The organism is Citrobacter sp. C348, from assembly GCF_047467975.1.
Lineage (GTDB): Bacteria > Pseudomonadota > Gammaproteobacteria > Enterobacterales > Enterobacteriaceae > Citrobacter > Citrobacter gillenii.
Window position 1 is genome coordinate 532,351 of record NZ_JASJUJ010000002.1, and the last position, 22,594, is coordinate 554,944.

The window sequence follows — 22,594 nt, forward strand, 5'->3', positions numbered from 1 at the left end:
TTCGAAGGCAACCCTACACGAAGTCCAACAACCTGTCTCCAGGATAAGCACGCAAAGTGAAAACAGGCAGATGAACCTGATTAAACCATGAGCCAGCGCGCGAACAATACAGGGATTCAGTTGTCGGAATACCCGATTATCCATTAAAATGGATCGGATCAATATAAGCACACAAAGGGGGAAGTGCTTACTAATTATGAAACATAAACTACAAATGATGAAAATGCGTTGGTTGGGTGCAGCAGTCATGTTAACGCTGTACACATCTTCGAGCTGGGCATTCAGTATTGATGATGTGGCAAAGCAAGCTCAATCCTTAGCCGATAAAGGCTATGAGGCGCCTAAAAGTAACTTGCCCTCCGTTTTCCGCGACATGAAGTATGCGGATTATCAGCAGATCCAGTTCAATCACGACAAAGCCTACTGGAGCAATCTCAAGACCCCATTTAAGCTCGAATTCTACCACCAGGGTATGTACTTCGACACGCCGGTCAAGATCAACGAAGTTACCGCCACAGCGGTAAAGAGAATCAAATACAACCCGGATTATTTTAATTTCGGCGATGTTCAGCATGATAAAGACACGGTAAAAGATCTCGGTTTCGCCGGGTTCAAGGTGCTGTACCCGATCAACAGCAAAGATAAAAACGATGAAATCGTCAGCATGCTCGGTGCCAGCTATTTCCGCGTCCTGGGAGCTGGTCAGGTTTATGGCCTGTCTGCACGCGGCCTCGCTATTGATACCGCACTGCCTTCCGGTGAAGAATTTCCCCGTTTTCGCGAGTTTTGGATCGAACGTCCAAAACCGACTGACAAACGTTTAACCATCTATGCATTGCTGGACTCCCCACGCGCCACCGGGGCCTATCGTTTTGTGATTATGCCAGGCCGTGACACGGTGGTGGACGTTCAGTCCAAAGTTTACCTGCGCGACAAAGTAGGCAAACTGGGCGTTGCGCCGCTGACCAGTATGTTCCTGTTCGGGCCGAACCAACCGTCTCCGGCGACCAACTATCGTCCGGAGCTGCATGACTCTAACGGTTTGTCTATCCATGCTGGCAACGGCGAGTGGATTTGGCGTCCGCTGAATAACCCGAAACACCTCGCGGTGAGCAGTTTTGCGATGGAAAACCCGCAGGGATTTGGTCTGCTGCAACGTGGCCGCCAGTTCTCGCGTTTTGAAGATATCGACGACCGCTACGACCTGCGTCCGAGTGCCTGGGTAACGCCGAAAGGTGACTGGGGCAAGGGGAAACTTGAGTTAGTTGAAATCCCAACCAACGATGAAACCAACGACAATATCGTCGCCTACTGGACGCCGGATCAGTTGCCTGAAGCAGGCAAAGAGATGAACTTCAAGTACACGCTGACCTTTACCCGCGATGAAGACAAACTTCATGCGCCGGATAACGCCTGGGTACAGCAGACGCGTCGTTCTACCGGTGATGTCAAACAATCGAACCTCATTCGTCAGCCTGACGGCACGATTGCATTTATCGTGGATTTTGCCGGCGCAGATATGAAAAAACTGCCGCAGGATACCCCGGTCACCGCGCAAACCAGCATTGGTGATAACGGTGAAATCGTTGAGAATACCGTGCGTTATAACCCGGTCACTAAGGGTTGGCGTCTGATGCTGCGCGTGAAAGTGAAAGATGCGAAGAAAACCACTGAAATGCGTGCTGCGTTGGTCAATGCCGATCAGCCGTTGAGTGAAACCTGGAGCTACCAGTTACCTGCCAATGAATAAGACAACTGAGTATATTGACGCAATGCCGCTTTCGGATATCGAGAAAGCGGCACTGCCGAAAACTGACATCCGCGCCGTTCATCAGGCGCTGGATGCCGAGCATCGTACTTACTCGCGCGAAGACGATTCACCGCAGGGGTCTGTTAAAGCTCGCCTTGAGCAAGCCTGGCCAGATTCTCTGGCCAAAGAGCAGTTAATTAAAGACGATGAAGGACGCGACCAGCTGCAGGCTATGCCGAAGGCTACGCGTACATCTATGTTTCCCGATCCCTGGCGTACCAACCCGGTTGGCCGTTTTTGGGATCGTCTGCGTGGACGCGATGTTACGCCGCGTTATCTTTCTCGTTTGACGAAAGAAGAACAAGAAAGCGAACAGAAATGGCGTACCGTCGGGACGATTCGCCGCTATACGCTGCTTATCTTAACGCTGGCGCAAACGGTCGTTGCGACCTGGTATATGAAGACCATTCTTCCGTACCAGGGCTGGGCGTTCATTAATCCGGCAGACATGATGGGGCAGGACCTGTGGGTCTCCTTTATGCAACTGCTGCCCTATGTGCTCCAGACCGGTATCCTGATTCTGTTTGCGGTATTGTTCTGCTGGGTCTCGGCAGGGTTCTGGACCGCGCTGATGGGGTTCTTGCAACTGCTGATTGGCCGCGATAAGTACAGTATTTCCGCGTCAACGGTGGGGGACGAAGCTTTAAACCCTGAGCACCGCACCGCGTTGATCATGCCTATCTGTAACGAGGATGTTGATCGCGTATTCGCGGGGCTGCGCGCCACGTGGGAGTCGGTGAAAGCCACGGGTAATGCTGCGCATTTCGATGTCTACATCCTGAGCGACAGCTACAACCCTGATATCTGCGTGGCGGAACAAAAAGCCTGGATGGAGCTGATCGCTGAAGTGCAGGGCGAAGGACAGATTTTCTACCGCCGCCGTCGTCGTCGTGTGAAGCGTAAAAGCGGCAACATTGATGACTTCTGCCGTCGCTGGGGGAATCAGTACAGCTACATGGTCGTGCTGGACGCGGACTCGGTGATGAGCGGCGATTGCCTGACCGGTCTGGTGCGTCTGATGGAAGCGAACCCGAATGCCGGTATTATCCAGTCGTCGCCAAAAGCGTCCGGCATGGACACGCTGTATGCGCGCTGCCAGCAGTTTGCTACCCGCGTGTACGGGCCGCTGTTTACCGCCGGGCTTCATTTCTGGCAGCTCGGTGAGTCGCACTACTGGGGTCATAACGCGATTATTCGCGTGAAACCGTTTATCGAGCACTGTGCGCTCGCACCGCTACCGGGTGAAGGCTCGTTTGCGGGGTCGATCCTCTCCCATGACTTCGTGGAAGCGGCGTTAATGCGTCGTGCTGGCTGGGGGGTGTGGATTGCCTACGATCTGCCGGGTTCTTATGAAGAGCTGCCGCCAAACCTGCTTGATGAACTGAAGCGTGACCGTCGTTGGTGTCACGGCAACCTGATGAACTTCCGTCTGTTCCTGGTCAAAGGGATGCATCCGGTTCACCGTGCGGTGTTCCTGACGGGGGTGATGTCTTATCTGTCTGCCCCGCTGTGGTTTATGTTCCTCGCGCTTTCAACCGCATTGCAGGTGGTGCATGCGCTGACGGAGCCGCAATACTTCCTGCAGCCGCGGCAGCTGTTCCCGGTGTGGCCGCAGTGGCGTCCGGAGCTGGCGATTGCGCTGTTTGCTTCAACCATGGTGCTGCTGTTTCTGCCGAAGCTGCTGAGTATTTTGCTCATCTGGTGTAAAGGGACGAAAGAGTACGGCGGTTTTGTCCGCGTGACGCTGTCGCTGCTGCTGGAGGTGCTGTTCTCCGTGCTGCTGGCGCCGGTGCGTATGCTGTTCCATACCGTTTTCGTGGTCAGTGCTTTCCTCGGTTGGGAAGTCGTCTGGAACTCGCCGCAGCGTGATGATGATTCCACTCCGTGGGGTGAAGCGTTTATGCGTCACGGCTCCCAGCTGCTGCTGGGTCTGGTCTGGGCGGTCGGTATGGCCTGGCTGGATCTGCGCTTCCTGTTCTGGCTGGCACCGATAGTCTTCTCCCTGATCCTGTCGCCGTTTGTGTCGGTGATTTCCAGCCGTTCAACGATAGGGTTACGTACCAAGCGCTGGAAGCTGTTCCTGATCCCGGAAGAGTATTCTCCTCCGCAGGTGCTGGTGGATACGGATAACTACCTGGTGATGAACCGCAATCGCTCGCTGGATGACGGCTTTATGCACGCGGTGTTTAACCCGTCATTTAACGCACTGGCTACGGCGATGGCGACCGCGCGTCACCGCGCCAGTAACGTGCTGGAGATTGCCCGTGACCGTCATGTCGAGCAGGCGCTGAACGATACACCTGAGAAACTGAATCGCGATCGTCGCCTTGTGCTGTTGAGCGATCCGGTGACCATGGCGCGTTTACATTATCGCGTCTGGAACTCGCCGGATAAGTATTCGTCGTGGGTTAATTATTATCAGGGGATAACCCTGAACCCGCTGGCACTCAGGAAGAAATAGAACGCCTGAAAGGTGAAAATACCGGCCTGGTGCCGGTATTTTTTTATGCGGATGACAATATTGTTAATGAGGGTTCAGGTGCGAATACTTGCGGTTGGAATCATGGTCATCTTGCTAAGCGGGTGCGGCAGTATTATTAGCCGCGCGATCCCGGGGCAAGGCCACGGAAATCAATACTATCCCGGCGTGCAGTGGGATGTCCGGGATTCAGCATGGCGCTATGTCACCCTGATCGATCTGCCTTTTTCACTGGTGTTTGATACGCTGCTGTTGCCCCTTGACATCCACCATGGTCCCTACGAGTAATTACCGCTCATCCCATTCGTCGGCTGCCGTCTGACCTTCCTCGGTATCCAGAGGCGGTTCAAGCTGGAATTCGCCTTCATCCCACTCGTGGAGGGTATTTTCCTCCAGCCACTCCTGGCGAATTTCAATCTCATCATAATCGCCATCAAAGACGCTTTGTGCCGCTTCACCGCTCAGCATTGGCAGACATTCGCCTTCCTCATCTTCATCGGCGAAAAACTCAGCCTGCCACATGATGTCACCATCCTGTAGCACATACTTTTGTACGTTCAACTGCTGAACACTGGCGTCGTCCGCATCTAGGTCGGGGTTATCAGCCAGAAACTCTTCACGGGCAGCATCAATGGCTTCTTCCAGCGTGGCATACATGGTCATCAGCGTCTCCCTTTGATTTAATGAGGTATTCAGGGAAATAATAGTTGATTCTCCGCTAGTGCAAGTATGAATGCACAAAAATCATTGCGTGCGCTAGGTTTCGCGACGTCGGCGCAGGCTGTTCCCGGAGTAGATCGCGTTAAATAAGACCACTCCCGCGGTCACGCAGAAGACCGCGCGAAAACCATAGTTGGCTGAAATAGCTGCGCCCATCAGCGGCCCCGTCACGTTGCCAATATCACGAAATGACTGGTTGTAGCTGAAAATACGCCCGGCTATTTGGTTGGTTGAGTTATAGACCAGCAGCGTTTGTACGGCAGGGAGCAGTGCGCCGTCGGCGGCTCCCAGCATAAAGCGCAGGACGCCGAGCTGCCAGGGTGTCTGGACGAATGACATGGGGATGAGCAGCAATACGGAAATGACCAGGGCGACAATCAGGATCTTCTCCGGGCCTATGCGGTCGCCTAATTTGCCCAGCCTTGGCGCGCTGAGTAAAGCGGCCACGCCGGGAACGGAAGCGATCATGCCGCTGATAAAAGCGATATTGCCGACGTTACCCGCCAGTTCCCGCACATACAGTGTCAAGATAGGTGCGATGGATCCGGTTGCGACCTGAATGATCAGTGTGGTGACGAACAGACTCAGTACCAGTTTTGGATTTTTTAAGGATCCGATGACCTCCCGAATGTGCAACATCTCTTTTTTGCTGACCGGTTGAAAATGCTCGCGAATAAAAAATAACGTCAGCATAAAACAGAGCAGCAGCACGCTGGCGGTAATAAAGAAAACGGGGCGCAATCCATACTGGTCGGCAAGCAAGCCTCCCGCCAGCGGGCCCAGCAGTGCGCCACTGACGCCGCCGGTTGAAAGTGTTCCCAGCGCCCAGCCGCTTTTATTTCGCGGCACCTGGGTGGCGATCAGCGCATTCGCATTGGGAATGAACCCCCCAAGCAGTCCCAGCAGCGCACGCAGGATCAAAAACTGCCAGATATTTTGCGCCAGCCCCATTAGCAGCATCACGACAGCCATCCCCAGCGCTGAGCGCAGGAGCATGATTTTCCTGCCTTTGCGATCTGCAAGGCCACCCCAGAAAGGTGAAGCGATAGCTGAAAAAAGAAACGTAATGCTGAACACCAGACCCGACCACATGTTCAGGGCACCGTGTCCCGTCACGCCGAGGCTTTCGACATACAGGGGTAAGAAAGGCATCACCAGGCTAAATGCTGCACCGGTTAAAAAGCAACCGAGCCAGGCTACCGTGAGATTACGCTTCCAGTTGATGGAGACATCTGAGGGGGACATAGCGATCCGCAGTGTGGCGCGCTGTTTGCGCTATCGTGTAAAAATAAGTAAGCAGACTAATTATGCGCCTGGTTGATAGTCGCTGCAATGTGCAGAGCAGTAAAACCTAAACAGGGGGGCGAGGTGTTGCAGCCCGCGGGCTGCAACAAAGGTTCAGTACAAGGAAGGTGCGCCTTCAGGGCGTGTTTTGAACCGGCGATGTAGCCACATATATTGCTCCGGCGCCATCATGATGCATTTCTCAATAATTTTGTTCATCCACGCGGCGGTGGTTTCAGCATCGTCCAGCGGCGGCGAACATTCCGGCGGCAGCATAATCAACTGATACCCTTTGCCATCAGGTTTACGACGAGGGACAAACGGCACCAGACACGCATTGGACATCCGCGACAGCATCCACGTCCCAGAGGTGGTTGCAGCCTGCTCTACAGCAAACAGCGGCACAAAGACGCTGGAGCGTGGGCCGTAGTCGTGATCCGGGGCATACCAGACCACTTCACCTTTCTTCAGAGCCTTGACCATCCCTTTTAGATCTTTACGATCGAGCATTGATTTATTGGAGCGCATACGCCCCCAGGTTTGTAGCCAGTCGAGCAGCGGATTGTCGTTGGGGCGATACACCCCGATACCGGGTTCCTGTAAACCAAACTGACGCGCGCCTAATTCAAGCGTCAGAAAGTGCAGACCCACTAACAGGATCCCACGCTGCTGTGCCTGAACATCACGAATATGCTCCATGCCGATCACTTCGGTCCAGCGCGTAATACGACGGTCGGACCAAAACCAGGCCATGCCGGTTTCCATTACGCCCATGCCGACGGACTCAAAGTTTTTTACCACCATCTGCTGACGCTCTTGTTCGCTCATCTGTGGGAAGCACAGCTCCAGATTACGCGAAACAATCATTGCCCGGCGTTTCATCACACGTAACGCCAGCCGACCTAATGTACAGCCCAGCTTATAGAGGAACGGATAGGGTAACTGCACGATCAACCAAAGGATGCCAATACCTAGCCAGGTTAACCAATAACGTGGATGCAAAAGTGCAGCCGAGAACGTGGGTAAATTCGTCATGTCTATCCTGTCATTAAACGACCAATGCCCTGTATTGTCGCATTTTTTCGCGCGTATCAAAAATTTGTGACGGGAGAATGGCTGGTTTTTCGTCAATTGTTGTGACGCTTTTATCATGAAGTATGAAATGTAGCGTAAAATGTGTGGATGTAAATTGGCGATGTTTGCTTTATGATGCCGGCCGATTTTCATCTTTTTACTGACTGCAGGATACGTACACCATGCCAGTGTTACACAACCGCATTTCGAATGACGCGCTCAAAGCTAAAATGTTGGCGGAATCTGAGCCGCGCACCACGATTTCGTTTTATAAATATTTCAACCTCATTAATCCTCAGGATACGCGTGATGCGCTGTACCAACTGTTCACCGAGCTGAACGTTTTCGGGCGCGTATATCTGGCGCACGAAGGCATTAACGCACAAATCAGCGTGCCGCAAAGCAAGGTTGAGGCATTCCGTCAGCAGCTGTACGCGTTTGATCCTGCATTTGCCGGGCTGCGACTTAACATTGCGCTGGACGATGACGGAAAATCGTTCTGGGTACTGCGCATGAAAGTCCGTGAGCGTATTGTGGCGGATGGTATCGATGATCCTGCTTTTGATGCCAGCAACGTTGGTGATTACCTGAAGGCGGCAGAAGTAAACGCCATGCTTGACGATCCTGACGCGGTGTTTATCGATATGCGCAACCACTATGAGTATGAGGTGGGGCATTTCGAGAACGCCATGGAGATCCCGGCAGATACGTTCCGCGATCAGTTGCCGAAAGCCGTTGAAATGATGCAGGAACATAAAGATAAAAAAATCGTAATGTACTGCACGGGCGGTATTCGCTGTGAGAAGGCCAGCGCGTGGATGAAATACAACGGGTTCAGTAAAGTCTGGCACATTGAGGGCGGTATTATTGAATATGCCCGTAAAGCCCGTGAACAGGGACTTCCGGTACGCTTCATCGGTAAAAATTTTGTTTTTGATGAGCGGATGGGGGAGCGGATCTCTGAAGACGTTATCGCGCATTGTCATCAGTGTGGTGCGGCGTGCGACAGTCATACCAATTGCAAAAACGATGGTTGCCATCTGCTGTTTATCCAGTGCCCGGCCTGCGCCGAGAAGTACAAAGGGTGCTGCAGCTTTCTGTGTTGTGAAGAGAGTACGTTGCCCGAAGACGAACAACGTCGTCGTCGTGCTGGTCGTGAGAATGGCAATAAAATCTTTAATAAATCCCGTGGCCGCCTGAATACCAAACTGGGTATTCCGGACCCTGCGCAATAACATCATGCCGGATGAGGGCTGCAGCCTCATCCGGCATACATAAAATGTTACTTCTGCTTCACGCCTTCTACCGAGATGATTAAGTCTACTTCCTGTGAAGCAGGCCCGAGGTCGGTGGTGATGTTAAAGTCCTTCAGCTTAATCTTCCCTTGTGCTTCAAAGCCTGCACGGGTGCCACCCCACGGATCGCCACCCTGACCAATAAGCTTCGCGTCCAGCGTGACCGGTTTGGTGACGCCGTTCAGCGTCAGATCCCCGGTAATATCCAGGTCGTTACCCGCTTTCTTCACGCTGGTGGAGGTGAAGGTCGCCTGCGGGAATTTGGCGACGTTAAGGAAATCTGCGCTGCGCAGATGCTTGTCACGCTCGGCATGATTAGTGTCAACGCTGTTGGTGTTAATGGTGACGTTCACTTTATCGGCGGCTGGATTTTTTTCATCGAAGGTAAACGATCCGTCGAAGTCTTTAAAGGTGCCGTACAGCCAGCTGTATCCCAGATGCTGAATACGAAAATTAACAAAGGCATGTTGTCCTTCTTTGTCGATTTTGTAATCTGCCGCGATGGCCGAACCGGTGGTAAACAGTAAAGATGCGAGAGTCAGTCCCAGCAGGTTTTTTTTCATTTTAAGCTCCATAGTCAGATGACGATTTTCCCAACATGCGATTAAGGGTATCGTCGTTGTCGATAAAGTGGTGTTTCAGGGCCATCAGCCCATGTAAAAGAGAGAGGACCACAACGCTCCAGGCAAGCCACAGGTGCAGACTCCCGGCGAGATCGGCCTGCGCCCCGGCATTGGCGAGCGTGGCGGGGATCTCAAACCAGCCAAAGACGCTGATGGGTTTGCCGTCTGCGGTCGAAATTAAATACCCACTGATGACAATGGAGAACAGCAGCAGATATAAACTGAGGTGGCCCAGGGCCGCAGCCAGACGAGTTAAGCGAGAATAGCTTTTCAATGCCGCAGGAGGAGGAGAGAACAGCCGCCAGACCACGCGAATCACCAGCCCCATCATCAGCAATACGCCGATGCTTTTATGCAGTTCAGGTGCCTGGTGGTACCAGCCATCGTAATAGCTGAGTGTGACCATCCATAAACCCAACGCAAACATGCCATACACGGCAAGCGCGACCAGCCAGTGTAAAACGGCTGACACCACACCATAGCGCTGTGGACTATTATTGAATTGCATAAATACACCGATAGATATTTCAGAAGTGAATGAAAATGGCCTGTAAAAGACATTAATGCAACTAATAAATAACAAGAGTGATGATATTTATTTTTAATTCAATAAATTTGATGTGATGATGAGTTGATCATCAGGTGTTTAGAGAAAGATGGGCGGGTAGAGCCTGATGTGCGGTACTTTGTAGGGTTTCTGATTATTCAATTAATCACAATAAAAATTAAAGAAATCTCAATTGCTGTCAATTATTGTCAGCAGGCTAAGATCAGAAAAACATAATATATATTACATCCATGATTGCCAGCAGAGACCATAAAATAATGTAGAGCATAAAATGCTCGCGTATATTATTCACCAGATAGTCAACGATGCGGCGCATCACTATTATTCCTTCAATAAAATGGCCCCAGTGGCGAGGCCATATCATGGTTATAGTTTAAAACGGCTCAGTTTGAACGGTGCCAGGTCGAAGGCCGACGGCTTGTCCTGGGCAAAATCAGCCGCAATCTCCCCCAGTACCGAGGCAAACTTAAAGCCGTGACCGCTTAGCCCGGTAATAATAAGCGTATTATCATGTCCGGGTAGCGTATCAATAATAAAGTCTTCATCCGGAGAGTTATCGTAGGTGCATGACGCACCGTGCAGACAACATCCCACGCCGGGCAGAACAGAACGCAGGAACGGGAAAGCCTCTGAACCATCGCTGGCGACAGCGGCAAACGCTTTGCGCTCTTCGGCTGAGTGAATAACCTGCCCGCCGTTATGTTTACCAATCTTCAGTTCGTCGTTCTCGGCCGGGAAACCGTAATACTGATCGCCATTAGGCAATTCGCCGGTGAAGGCCGGGAAATTGTTTTTAACGCTGTAGCGCCCGTCAGCCTGATACCACGCGAACACTTTACGCACTGGCTGTATCGGCAGTTCCGGTACTAATGCCTGCACCCAGGTGCCGGCACTCACCAGCGCTTTTTTCGCGTGATAGTCGCCGTCTGCGGTCTCAACCGTTACGCCATCATCATGATGGTGAATCGCGGTAACCGGGCATTTAAACAGCTGAGCGCAGCCTGCTTCCTCAGCCAGGCGAATCCAGGTCTTAATGGCCAACTCACTGCGCAGAAAACCTGAATCGGCCTCAAACAGGCCGATATAGTTTTCCGGGACACGAATTTCGGGCCAGCGGGCCATGATGGCAGCGGCATCCAGCTGTTCAACGTTGAGCTGCCACTGTTTTGCGCTTTGCGCCACGTTAGATAAGAACGTGGAATCTGCCGGGCCGAGGTTGACAACGCCAGAACGGACAAACACAGGTTCTTCATTATGCTGGGCGAGTTCATCCCACAATGTCTGCGCACGCAGGACCAACGGAACGTATTTTTCACCTTCGCCATAGGCATGACGAATTAAGCGTGTATCGCCGTGATGGCTACCCTGTTGGTGCGGCGGCATATGCGCATCGATCATCAGTACATTCAGACCGGCGCGCGTGGCATAGTATCCGGCAGCGGCGCCTACGGAACCGCTGCCAATAATGATTAAGTCGTATTTCATCCGCTTCTCTCTGCAATCGCGATAGTAGCAGGGTAAATAACTGACCCGGAATATTCAACCCGGAATGTTCAACCATCAAATAAGAAAGGCACCGTTAAGGTGCCTTTTGAAGGTTGGGTGCATCAGATTTAATGACGCTGATACTCATTAGCGGGGAAATCACCTGATTCAATTTTGGCGATTCCGGCTTCTAATATCGAAATAAATTGCCTGGCAACATCAGTGGTTAACCAGAGCGTTTGACCAACTTCAGTCCCATTTGGGTCTGGACGATTCGGGGTCTGGTAGTGCAAACGCAGCATCAGCGCATCATAGCTATCAACGGTGCTGATGTCCCATCCTACAAGCGGATGAGTCTGAATGACTTCATTATTCTTTTCCATCATGCCCCCTAATTCGTGTTACTAGACAACGGTTTTCGAGGTTCAATGCGTTTTTTTCTGAAGCAAGTTCAGTATATCAATAAATAAGGGTATTCACTGAAAATTTAAAGAGGACAAGGCATAATTTTTTTGTTTTAAGTGTTATCTGAACGATAAACCGGCATGTCATTCATATTTTTTTAGCATGTTGTGCAGTTATTTTGTGGTTTTGACTAAAAGATAATCAGCATGTAAATAAACATTAACTGTTTTGTTGAGAGAGATTGCTCGAAATCTTTATGATACGGGAAAATAAAAAAGCCGGGGCGACCCGGCAAAAAAACATCACTGCATATCATTTTTTATTCATTAATGAACCAGTCATCCGCGCTTTCCCATGTCTCTTGCAGGATCTCGCTGATGCGTTCTTTGTCCTCTTTTGTCGCGCCAATGACCGACAGATTGTTTGTGCCGGCATAACGAACGGTGACGTTACCGTCGTTATTCGGAAAATGATGGTGAATACGACGGGAGAGTTCACCTGCCAACGCGTCAATGGCGCCAGCAGGCAAAGGTGAAGTTTTGGCAATAGTGACTTCAATACGCATAATAGCCCCCTGTTGAATATACTGGTTATTTATACAGTTAACTTCGCCAGTTGACAACAGGTTGCGACATTTTTTTAGCGTTTCACTGACCAGCGTACTGTTTCGCCGCCGAGGAAAGGCACCAGCGTGTCTCCCTCCAGCGCGATACTTTCCGGTATCTGCTGCTCTTCTTTAACCAGTTCAATAAAGGTGTCGTTAACCGGCAGTCCGTAGAAGCGAGGACCGTTAAGCGAGCAGAAGGCCTCGAAATGGGCCAGGGCGCTCATCTCTTCGAAGACGGTGGCATAACTGGCGAGTGCGGTAGGGGCATTAAAGCACCCCGCGCAGCCGCAGTTGGATTCTTTACGATGACGCGCATGCGGCGCCGAGTCAGTGCCGAGGAACGCCCGGCTGAAACCACTGGCGACCAGTTCGCGCAGCGCCTGCTGGTGGACGTTTCGCTTGAGAATAGGCAGGCAATACAGATGCGGACGAATGCCCCCGACCAGCATATGGTTGCGGTTAAACATCAAATGCTGCGGGGTAATGGTCGCTGCCAGCAGATCATTGCCGTCACGCACGTAGTCGGCGGCGTCTTTAGTGGTGATATGTTCAAACACCACTTTCAGCGCGGTCAGACGCGACCGCAATGGCTCCATCACCGTGTCAATAAAGCGTGCTTCGCGATCGAATATATCAATCTCCGCATGCGTGACTTCACCGTGCACCAGCAAAGGCATGCCGAGTTTTTCCATCCGTTCCAGAACCGGCATGATGGCATCAATAGAGGTCACGCCGTGAGTAGAGTTGGTGGTGGCGTTAGCCGGGTAGAGTTTGGCGGCGGTGAAAACACCTTCGTTGAACCCGCGCTCCAGTTCGTTGGGATCCAGCGTGTCCGTCAGATAGCAGGTCATTAACGGGATGAAATCGTGTCCGGCAGGTACGGCGTCCAGAATACGCTGACGGTAAGCGATGGCTGCGTCAACAGTAGTGACGGGCGGTGCCAGGTTCGGCATGACAATTGCGCGTCCATAAATTTCACTGGTATAGGGCACGACAGTTTTCAACATGTCGCCATCGCGAAAGTGAAGATGCCAGTCGTCTGGGCGGCGGATCTTTAATACCTGGGATGGTGCAGTCATCAATATGCTCCGGCTGAGGATAGTCTTTTTTGCCGGAAACAAAGGATAAGCGGAAACGTTTTCGTTTGCACGAAAAAAAAGCGAGCTGTCTGTAAGCGTCACCAGCAGTAGATAAATATCACTGCTCAACGCGCCAAATGTTTAACCGTTAAATAAGACTTAATTTTTTTGTTTCCGTGTGTAATTATATGCATTAATATAATTAATCACACAATAAATGATTTTTATTAATCTATTTTATTTCTGGATGTTTGAATAAAAATGTTATGGCACAGGAGGTGCAATGAAGATTTTTCGTCCGCTATGGACAAAAGGGATCCTCCTTTCTCCCCAGTATTTTCAACAGCAAACGTTGCTTAATTCCCGTGATGACCAGGGTATAGCCCAAATGAACGTTATGCATCCTTGGGGGGTATGGCGTGCAGAATTTGATTCACAAGTATTGACACAAGGGCAACTGAAACCCCTTTGCCTGAACTTACGATTTCAGGACGGTACTCAGATAGATACTGAGCAGATGGACGCACTACCTCCAACGTTAACTTTGACGGGGGAGACAAACGAAGCCACAGTGCTGTTGGCCCTTCCTCAGCTTTATTCAAATGACCGAAATTGCCTGCAACCGGAAGACATTGCTGAATATCCGGTGCGTTACCGCCAGGTGTGGCGCGATGTACGCAACCAGTTTGATGATGACATAAAGCCGATGGCGGTGATGCAACATGAACTCACGCTACGGCTTTCAACTCAGGATAATGCCAATTACCTCACCTGCCCGGTAGCTCGGATATTTAGAGACGTACAGGGGCATTATGTCCTTGATGGGACGTTCATCCCGCCGCTACTGGCGATGCGCGGTAATCACGGGTTGTGCGATAAGACAGAGGTGTTATTGACGCAGCTGCGTGCTCGCATTATCCGTTTGATGGCAATGCGTCGGGAAAGTAATGAGCGGATGGCGGATTTTGCTGTAGCAGATGTCTCGTTATTTTGGCTGCTCAATGCGCTAAATACCGCCGAACCCGTCCTGGGGATGTACCAGCGTTTCCCACAGGTGCATCCGGAACGCGTGTATCAGGAGTTGGCGCGGCTGGCGGGGGCGCTGCTGACGTTCTCGCTGGAACATGAGATTGGCGCTATTCCGCCGTATCAGCACGATGATTTAAGCAACACGTTTTTGCCGTTGTTCAGGTTGTTGAACAGATTGTTGGAAACCAGTCTGCCATCACGGGTCATCGCCATTGATATGGAGCGCGATCTTCGTCTGCATCAATGGACCGCCCGACTACACGATCCCCGTCTGCGTGAAGGTGCTGACTTTTGGCTGTCGGTTCGTTCATCACTGCCAGCTGCACAGCTTTATAACCAGTTCCCACAATTATGCAAGGCGGGGAGCCCGGACGATGTAAACCAGGTCGTGAATATTGCGCTAAATGGCATCCCGCTGAAAGCGCAAACTCACGTCCCGGCGGCGATTCCCCTGCGCCTGGAAAATCAGTATTTCTCCCTCGATCTCAATCATCCGTCGGCCCAGAGAATGCTGGACTCTGGCGTCTGCGTATTTTATGTGCCGGGCACGTTGGGTGAACTCGAGCTTGAGTTGTTTGCGGTGCTGCGCACATGACCTTCAACGTCGATGAATGTCTGGCCGAGATTTGGCTTCAGACCGTGAGATTACGCCAGGGGGAACAGTTTGCTCCCGGAGAAGGGCGGCGGTTGTGGCAGACGTGCGCGGATAATGTGACGCGTGTGCGAGAGGTAATGCGTACGGCGGGGTTAACCGAGGAAAACATGCTGCACATCACCTATGCCTGTTGCGCACTGTTGGATGAGGCGGTGAAAAGTCGCGAGGTACAAGATGATGCCAGTCTGGTGTGGTATCAGTCCCCCCTCCAGACGCACTACTTCAACACCCTCGACGCCGGAGAAGCGTTGTATGAACGGATGCGTGGTGTTCTGCGCGAGCCGGCACCGGAACCAACGGTGCTTACCTGTTTCCATCGGGTATTGATGTTGGGATTTCTCGGTGGACTGAGCCCGGATGCACCAACACGGACAACGTTACTCAATGAATTGACGTCGCGTATTCCCGCTTTTCAGTTTCATGAATCACAGCCGGTACTTAATACCTTACCTGCGCGAAGCTCGCTGGGTTTATGGCTGCGTGACGGGCGAATTCGGCTGATATTGGGCCTGTTTGCGGTGGGACTACTCTGGTGGGGACTGGACTGCTGGCTTGACTCACTACTGGCCAGTTTCGCCGCATAACACAGGCGAATGGCAACGTTGGGCTTCGCCAATTTCATGTGTTGATCAGTAGGGACATTCAACGCGGTTACTGAGAACGGGGAAATATTACCTTAATGGGCATAGGGTTACGGCCATGGGCGGTAGCGTGCCCGAACGCCAGGAGGGCACAAAATGTTGTTTGATCACAACCATAACAAACTGACTATCCGTGGGCTGGAGTTTGAGCCAGACGTTCTGGCTTTCAAAGGGCATGAATATCTCAGCCAACCTTTTCGGTATGACATTCAGTTCACCAGCACTAATCATGGTATTACGCCGGAAGCGGTATTGATGCAGGACGCTTCGTTCAGCTTGTGCGCACCGCCGGAACAGGGGATGGCGGTGATGACTCCGCAGCGCACATTGCATGGGGTGATTACTGCATTTAAGTGTCTGTCTACCTCACGTGACGAAACGCATTACGAGGTGCGACTGGAACCCCGTCTGGCGCTACTTTCCCGCAGTCATCAGAGCGCGATTTTCCAGGAAATGTCCGTCTCGCAGATTACAGAAAAAATCCTGCGTGAACGTCATGGTCTGCGCGGTCAGGATTTTGTTTTTAAGCTGAATAATGAGTACCCACGTCGCGAACAGGTGATGCAGTACGGCGAGAATGACCTGACGTTTTTGTCACGGTTGCTGGCGGAGACCGGGATCTGGTTCCGTTTCGCGGCAGATTCACGGCTGAAAATCGAGGTGATAGAGTTTTACGACGATCAGCAGGGATATGAACAGGGAATCACTCTACCGCTGCGCCACCCGTCCGGTATGTACGACGGCACAGTTGAAGCCGCATGGGCGCTGAATTCGTCGCATTCGGTGGTTGAAAACACGGTTACCACCCGAGACTACAACTACCGTGACGCCCAAAGGAACATGGACAGCTCGATGGATGTCACTGTGGGCGACAAAACTACCTGTGGTGAAGCGTATCATTACGCAGATAATTTTCGTGAAGTCGGTAGCCCGCAGACTATTGAGAGCGGGGGATTTTATGCCCGTATCCGCCACGAACGCTACCTGAACGGGCAGACGCGACTGGGGGGCACCAGCAACAGCGTAACGTTAATGCCTGGTCAGGCGCTGAAGGTGACTGGCGGTGAGACCTCAGAGATGTTTGCCCATGGCATGCTCATCACCGCGATTCACACCCGTGCCGCTCGCGACCGTAGCTATACGCTGGAGTTTGAGGCAATACCCTGTTCTGAACGTTACTGTTTTCGCGCACCTTCGCCGGAGAAACCGGTGATGGCGGGCACTTTGCCTGCACGGGTGACCAGTACCCAGCCAGGCGATCTCTACGGGCATATCGATAAAGACGGACGCTATCGGGTCAATTTACTCTTTGACCGTGATACATGGTCCGCCGGGTACGAAAGTCTGTGGGTGCGTCAGGCCAGACAGTATGCTGGAGACACCTATGGTTTTCATTTGCCGCTGCTGGCCGGCACGGAAGTGGCTATTGCGTTTGAAAATGGCGATCCGGACCGGCCGTATATCGCCCATGCGCTGCATGATTCAGCCCATCCTGACCATGTCACCATCCGCAACAATAAACGCAATGTCCTGCGTACACCTACGAACAACAAATTCCGCCTCGACGACACCCGTGGGCAGGAGCATATCAAGCTCTCGACGGAGTACGGCGGGAAGAGCCAGCTAAATCTGGGTCATATCGTGGACAGCGGCAAGCAGAAACGTGGGGAAGGGTTTGAGCTGCGCACGGACAAATGGGGGGCGATACGCGGCGGACAAGGGCTGTTTATCAGTGCCGATATGCAGGTAAAGGCGCAGGGCCTACAGCTTGAAATGAAAGCGGCGCTGGAAACCCTGCAACAGGCGCAAGGGCTGGTGCAATCGCTGAGCGAGGCGGTTAAAACGGCCAACGCAGAGCTTGCACAAGTAGCAGCGCAAAAAAGTCTGATGGAAGGGTCGCTAAAAGATTTACAGCAAGCGGCTTTGCTGTTGAGCGCACCTGCGGGTATTGCACAGGTATCTCCGGAAAGTATTCAAATTAGTACGGGTAATAATTTTATTCAGACCTCGGCTGAAAACAGTGATTTCAGCGTGTTCAAAAAATTTACCGTCGCCGCTGGGGAGATTATCAGCCTGTTTGCTAAAACGTTGGGGATTAAGATTTTTGCCAACAAAGGTAAGGTTGAGATACAGGCGCAAGATGACAACATGGAGCTTACTGCCATGAAAGATATGAAAATACAAAGTAAGGACGGGGAGGTTTATATCTCAACGGCGAAAAAAATCACATTAGCATGCGATAAAACGGCACTCATTATTGAACGTTCAGGCGTGACCATTAAGACATTAGGTGATGTGAATGTGAAAAGCGCTACGTTTAATCGTCAGATCCCACAGCCGTATAATTATACGCCCCCGGAACTTCCTCCCGGTGCGACCTGCAAGGAGCGGACGTAATCGTGAGTAACCATAAACAGTTTCAATCGGATAACATATGTAGCGATTTTAACGGTCGGTACCAAAATGAATATCGCTATTTACTGGTCGATCCGTTAAAAAATGTCACTTTTTTAAATGATTTATGTCTGAGTAATTTAAAGGAAATATATGGCGCTGAAAATGTCACACCCGTATTACGTCCTGATCTTCGCTACTCTCTGGAATCTTGTCCACATTTGATATTACTGGCCGCACCCGGAGAGGTGTGTTCAACCGTAGTTATTAATGAAGTTGTGAGATATGGAACCTATGAGCGGAAATATAATAAGCGCTATATTTGTGGGTTATTGAGCAGCGCTTGCGGACTTCAAACCTTGTCGCAAAAGATCGCAGATAATTGCCAAACTCTTGGTGACCAGATAACTACAGGTTATTCGTTACCCTTTTTTGAGCCATTGCGTATGGAGCTTTTGTATCTATCGCAGTTATCTCCTGTGATTGAAGAGGTTCTTTGGCCAATTTCAACCTGGTGGTATATAGCCTATACGGGAAAACTCACCTGCCTGAAAAGCATTGAAGCAACGACGGCAGGTAAACTGACGTGGGGAATGCAGGAAGGCCAACTGAATATCAGGGATATATGGCGCATATTATATGCCTGGGATAATGGGAAAACGATCCTACCGGATAACGCAGTTTATCTGGCTGCACAATCCTGGAAAGAAGTCGGTAAAATAGGATTGCATCAGTTGCGCGATAAAACTTATCTCGCACTAAATGCACTCAATTTCCCCGTTGATATAACCAGTCATCCAACCATTGCGTCTCTTCTGCAACAGGCGAGAGAAAATCCCTCGCCACTGTTGACACAGTTACTTCAGACATTACCCGATTCAGTCTGGCTGGAACTGGAACAGCAAAGCACCGTTCAATAAGGAATGTTTATTTATGTCGCTTAAGGATCAATCTCAAGATAATGCCGCAGCAGCAGACCAGTCTGCCCAGATTCCGTCAGATTGTAAGGTGTGTCAACGAGAAGGCATTCCGGTTCTTCCCCTGCGAATTGCCGTTGTACCCAACGGGATGGTCTCTTCAGGTTGGCAACCTAACATTCAGCCACAACCTGCACACTCGCTGAAAGGAGGGGAATATAAATATGCCTTAAGAACGCTGCGCATGGGATATCTGTATGTGCTTTTAAAGCCTAAAGAAAGCAATGGCGATAAAAAAACATGGCAGGGTTATGAAGTTACAACAGAAGGCGCATTGCGACAATTTGAAGCCACTCTAATGCCTGAATGTGATGCGGTAGAATCGCTTTGCAGCGCCTGTCGCACGCAAGGGCATTGCAATGCGGGAAGTTTTATCAATTTTGATACCAAAAAATACAGCGAAGCGTGGCTGGCATTTAGCAGCGATCCCTGGAGCGATGACGTTTTAAGTCAGTATGAAAAAGGACCGTCCGAAGAACGCTTTACGCATATTATTCTGGATAGTCTGCAAAGTGCGCCGTCTGCTGAAAAAGGCGAATTTGCGATTGATAGCGCGTTGTCATCATTGAAAGAGAAGGTGGCTGAATATGCAACCTTACTTTATCCCTGGCTGGAGAAGATTAATGAACCCGAGGGAGGAATGCATGGATTTTACTCACGCCAGGATGAGTCCACCTCATTTGGCGATTATGTTGATCGCATTACGCAGCAATACCAGTGTCCGCCGGTGGCAATTACCCTCACAGACAGTGTAGGGATTGTTCAGGAGTTAAAAGCAGGGCAACTGCAGTTGGTGAGCGCTATGGAAGATTATATTAGCCAACCAGAAACCATGCACAAACATATAATAGCCCTGGCAATTGAAAACTATCTGGCGGGGTCGGAAGAGAGTATTAAGCAAAACAGCAAAACCCGCTGTGTGTATACCTCTTCCCCGTACCCTGCTGCTAACAGTGTGGAATGTATTGATAAAGACGAGGTTGGCCGCCAGACGTGGGATGAATACTTTACGCGTTTACAGCAAAGTTATGATGAAAAAGGGCGGGCCGATTTTGCAAAAACCTATAAGGAAAAGGTGGAATCTCTCCAACAGCGCATTGACAATGTGGGTAAAGATTTAGCTATCTGGTATGTCGCACCTCTCTGGAAATATGTTATCGATAATGACTATTCAAAACAGCAGGATCTGCTCGAATGGTATCGCCAGTTCACGACGGTCACCACCTGCCTGCAGGGAGGGGCAATTGATGATAGTACCCGTGATGTGTGGTGTACATGGTTCGGCGACACTAACAGTCCTGTATATAAAGGACTGTTAGGATATAGCACTGATGATTACAGCAGCATCTACAGCGCGCTAAGCGGCTATTCTTATTTGAAAGTTATTGTTGGTGCGGATGAAATAGGTAATACGCTAAAAAGCGACAGAATCCAGGCGATGTTTAACACCCGTATTCTGGCGATGAATGGTGCGTTTAGCCGGGGAATTGACAAACTGGATGATGCGACCCGACACGGGGTCATACGCATGCTTCAGGGGGCAGGGTATGTCGCCACGGGGCAAAAGGTGACGCTTTTTTCCTTATCGATGACCATAAGAGAGTTCCAGCAGTTTTATCAGGAATATGGCACGCGCCTGGGCATGGAGGTTGCCGAAAATTCAACCCCGTTTAGCGGCACGATTCGTCAGGGAGGCGTGACAAGCACGCGTTCAGCCGTAGGATATTTGTTGGCGATCACGGACAACGAGTTACTGAATCAGCGAATTAATATGCAACTCAGCAGTATGGTTGCTTTAGAAAACCTTTTTAAACCGCTGCGTAAGTCCGGGGTGAGTTCTTCATCAGTAACAAAAGCGCCGATTACTCACCAATCACATGTCAGCAATTTTGCCAGTGAACTCCGTATATCGTCACTCTCATTACTGGATAAAACCGAGTCCTCTCTGCGCACGGTGGACGCGGCGCAATGGGAAAATATTCGCGGCAACATCATCAGTGAACGAACCGGACGACTGGTGAGCGGCAATGCTATAGGTATGGTGCTGTCCACGGCCATGTTGGCATTCCAGACTTACGATCTCTGGGAAAATAACCGAGCACTTCAGTTTACTGACGGTAAATTTAAGCAGTTAACGAACTATCTGATGATCGCCAGCGCGGCAACGGAAATTGCCGGCTTTGGACGTATGTTGACGAAAAAAGGCCTCTGGCAAGTGTTGGGCAAGGATGTCCATGTACTGATTAAAGCGGGCGGTGTCCTGGCTGGGGTTGCTTCGGTAGTGGATGGGATAAGGATGGGATTTTCTGCTTGGGATGCTAATAAACAGGGGGACATAGATTCTGCATTTTTTTATTCTTTTGCCACTGCGTCAACGATCTTTGGAGGTGCAGTTGCTGGTTATTACGCCTATTATGGTATTTTTACGTTTTTTGGGCCAGCCGGTCTGGCGTTAGCATTAATTTTATTAGGGGCTGCATTAGCGTTTCGGGGTGATCAGTTACGCAGTACACCGATCGAAATCTGGCTGCGGCGTTGCTGCTTTGGTCTTCGTCGCGAAGAAGATGATATTCCCTGGCAGGCTACGAGTCTGGAGGATTTAAACAGCGCCTTAGCTGATTATAACGCAATTATCTCCGGTATGCGGGTTCAGGTCGCCTTTAGCACAGTCTCTTCTATTCCTGGTGGTGGAGGAACCTACCGACAAATTGAGTCCAATATTACGTTACCCGGTTATGATAGTGAATTATCTGCCTATGAATATCAACTTCAGGCCTTTGCTGCTGATGGTAATGCACTATCAGTGACGTCAGAATCTCATGAAATGCTGCCTGGTCAGGATGATAAATATCATAATGAAGTCGAGTATTTCTTTAAAGGTTATATTGAGCATGAAACGGATGAAGATAACAGTTTGCTGATTATTAAAAATGGCGGATGGGTTTCATCGTTTTCATACAATAGGGCAGTGTTAACGGTGAACTACTGGAAGAATAAATATAACGGTGAGGATGTGCTTTCATTAACGCTTAATGTAAAAGGATAAATGAATATTATGGCTAAAAAGCCAGGGAATAAAGTAAAACGCCGCGCATCACTGACCGCCTCTGAGAATAAAAAAAAGGAACAGCATACAGCAAACGTTGACACGCAACGCCCCAAAAACCCTTTTTATCGCCGTTCCGTACTGATCCCGCAGGCGAAAAGATGGCAGGAGGATCTGCCGGTTCAGTGGCTGGAGCACGATGTTGAACCCAATGCCATCTGGCTGAACGAAAAGAATGATATCTGGCTGGAAATTCCCCGTTATGAGAATCAGATATCATGGGGCGGCGGCGATATTTTCGCTTTTCTTCTAGTGCCATTTATAATTTATTACTTAATTAATCCTATTTTATTCGGATGGGATGTAAGGATTTCTTTAGTATCCTTGTTAGCATTATTTTTCTTTATCTCTTTCTTTAAATTA

Annotated in this window: 19 protein-coding genes and 1 pseudogene; 10 read left to right on the forward strand and 10 right to left on the reverse strand. The window is 50.5% G+C overall.

The features are described from left to right. The first annotated feature begins 214 nt into the window (after positions 1 to 214). From mdoG to QNN86_RS06520, 3 genes are all read left to right on the forward strand, one after another. Positions 215 to 1,750 carry a glucans biosynthesis protein MdoG gene (mdoG, locus tag QNN86_RS06510; protein WP_181619057.1) on the forward strand — a complete coding sequence of 512 codons (1,536 nt, stop codon included), beginning with the start codon at positions 215 to 217 and terminating at the stop codon, positions 1,748 to 1,750. Continuing rightward, entirely contained in the window at positions 1,743 to 4,271 is a 2,529-nt protein-coding gene (mdoH, locus tag QNN86_RS06515; RefSeq protein WP_115258879.1) for a glucans biosynthesis glucosyltransferase MdoH, read from the forward strand. Before mdoG ends, mdoH begins: the two co-directional genes overlap by 8 nt. 66 nt (positions 4,272 to 4,337) lie before the next feature. Next, positions 4,338 to 4,577 carry a YceK/YidQ family lipoprotein gene (locus QNN86_RS06520; protein ID WP_414210799.1) on the forward strand — a complete coding sequence of 80 codons (240 nt, stop codon included), beginning with the start codon at positions 4,338 to 4,340 and terminating at the stop codon, positions 4,575 to 4,577. On the opposite strand, the gene QNN86_RS06525 is transcribed toward QNN86_RS06520, so the two are convergent. From QNN86_RS06525 to QNN86_RS06535, 3 genes are all read right to left on the reverse strand, one after another. Next, positions 4,578 to 4,952, reverse strand: a complete 375-nt coding sequence (locus QNN86_RS06525) for a MysB family protein (protein WP_096757583.1) — start codon at positions 4,950 to 4,952, stop codon at positions 4,578 to 4,580. It lies immediately after the preceding gene. Between the two features lie 93 nt (positions 4,953 to 5,045). Then, positions 5,046 to 6,254: a multidrug efflux MFS transporter MdtG gene (gene mdtG, locus QNN86_RS06530; RefSeq protein ID WP_414210792.1), complete on the reverse strand. Its 1,209-nt coding sequence runs from the start codon at positions 6,252 to 6,254 to the stop codon at positions 5,046 to 5,048. A gap of 153 nt (positions 6,255 to 6,407) precedes the next feature. Next, positions 6,408 to 7,328, reverse strand: a complete 921-nt coding sequence (locus tag QNN86_RS06535) for a Kdo(2)-lipid IV(A) acyltransferase (protein WP_181619059.1) — start codon at positions 7,326 to 7,328, stop codon at positions 6,408 to 6,410. 221 nt (positions 7,329 to 7,549) lie between these two features. On the opposite strand from QNN86_RS06535, the gene QNN86_RS06540 reads away from it, so the two are divergent. Then, on the forward strand, positions 7,550 to 8,602 hold the full coding sequence (locus QNN86_RS06540; RefSeq protein ID WP_182270072.1) for a rhodanese-related sulfurtransferase: 1,053 nt from the start codon (positions 7,550 to 7,552) through the stop codon (positions 8,600 to 8,602). 47 nt (positions 8,603 to 8,649) lie between these two features. Here the strand turns inward: QNN86_RS06540 and QNN86_RS06545 are convergent, their stop codons facing one another. The 7 genes from QNN86_RS06545 to pyrC all read right to left on the reverse strand — a co-directional run bounded on the left by QNN86_RS06545 (position 8,650) and on the right by pyrC (position 13,429). After that, positions 8,650 to 9,225 carry a YceI family protein gene (locus tag QNN86_RS06545; RefSeq protein ID WP_182270071.1) on the reverse strand — a complete coding sequence of 192 codons (576 nt, stop codon included), beginning with the start codon at positions 9,223 to 9,225 and terminating at the stop codon, positions 8,650 to 8,652. Position 9,226: 1 nt separating this feature from the next. Beyond that, positions 9,227 to 9,793: a cytochrome b gene (locus tag QNN86_RS06550; protein WP_115258876.1), complete on the reverse strand. Its 567-nt coding sequence runs from the start codon at positions 9,791 to 9,793 to the stop codon at positions 9,227 to 9,229. A 262-nt stretch (positions 9,794 to 10,055) separates the two neighbouring features. Further along, positions 10,056 to 10,169: a YceO family protein gene (locus tag QNN86_RS06555; RefSeq protein WP_096757577.1), complete on the reverse strand. Its 114-nt coding sequence runs from the start codon at positions 10,167 to 10,169 to the stop codon at positions 10,056 to 10,058. A 50-nt stretch (positions 10,170 to 10,219) separates the two neighbouring features. After that, positions 10,220 to 11,338 (reverse strand): N-methyl-L-tryptophan oxidase, encoded by a 1,119-nt coding sequence (gene solA / locus QNN86_RS06560; RefSeq protein WP_117341761.1) that lies wholly within the window; start codon positions 11,336 to 11,338, stop codon positions 10,220 to 10,222. Between the two features lie 128 nt (positions 11,339 to 11,466). Further along, positions 11,467 to 11,721 (reverse strand): biofilm formation regulator BssS, encoded by a 255-nt coding sequence (bssS, locus tag QNN86_RS06565; protein ID WP_096757575.1) that lies wholly within the window; start codon positions 11,719 to 11,721, stop codon positions 11,467 to 11,469. Positions 11,722 to 12,062: 341 nt separating this feature from the next. Next, on the reverse strand, positions 12,063 to 12,308 hold the full coding sequence (dinI, locus tag QNN86_RS06570) for a DNA damage-inducible protein I (RefSeq protein WP_115258874.1): 246 nt from the start codon (positions 12,306 to 12,308) through the stop codon (positions 12,063 to 12,065). A gap of 74 nt (positions 12,309 to 12,382) precedes the next feature. Continuing rightward, the gene (pyrC, locus tag QNN86_RS06575) at positions 12,383 to 13,429 is read right to left on the reverse strand and encodes a dihydroorotase (RefSeq protein WP_414210793.1); all 1,047 of its coding nucleotides are present in this window, start codon (positions 13,427 to 13,429) and stop codon (positions 12,383 to 12,385) included. Positions 13,430 to 13,712: 283 nt separating this feature from the next. On the opposite strand from pyrC, the gene tssK reads away from it, so the two are divergent. The 6 genes and pseudogenes from tssK to QNN86_RS06605 all read left to right on the forward strand — a co-directional run. After that, complete coding sequence (gene tssK, locus QNN86_RS06580) at positions 13,713 to 15,053, forward strand: type VI secretion system baseplate subunit TssK (RefSeq protein ID WP_181619062.1); 1,341 nt, start codon at positions 13,713 to 13,715, stop codon at positions 15,051 to 15,053. Continuing rightward, positions 15,050 to 15,697, forward strand: coding sequence for a type VI secretion system protein TssL, short form (tssL, locus tag QNN86_RS06585; protein WP_181219381.1), 648 nt, complete (start codon positions 15,050 to 15,052; stop codon positions 15,695 to 15,697). The genes tssK and tssL overlap by 4 nt, the downstream gene beginning before the upstream one ends. A gap of 153 nt (positions 15,698 to 15,850) precedes the next feature. Further along, positions 15,851 to 18,151, forward strand: coding sequence for a type VI secretion system Vgr family protein (locus QNN86_RS06590; protein ID WP_414210794.1), 2,301 nt, complete (start codon positions 15,851 to 15,853; stop codon positions 18,149 to 18,151). A gap of 2 nt (positions 18,152 to 18,153) precedes the next feature. Further along, entirely contained in the window at positions 18,154 to 19,068 is a 915-nt protein-coding gene (locus QNN86_RS06595; RefSeq protein ID WP_414210795.1) for a hypothetical protein, read from the forward strand. Between the two features lie 13 nt (positions 19,069 to 19,081). Next, positions 19,082 to 22,171, forward strand: coding sequence for a T6SS effector BTH_I2691 family protein (locus QNN86_RS06600; RefSeq protein ID WP_414210796.1), 3,090 nt, complete (start codon positions 19,082 to 19,084; stop codon positions 22,169 to 22,171). Between the two features lie 9 nt (positions 22,172 to 22,180). After that, positions 22,181 to 22,594: pseudogene (locus tag QNN86_RS06605) on the forward strand (hypothetical protein); the annotation flags it as partial.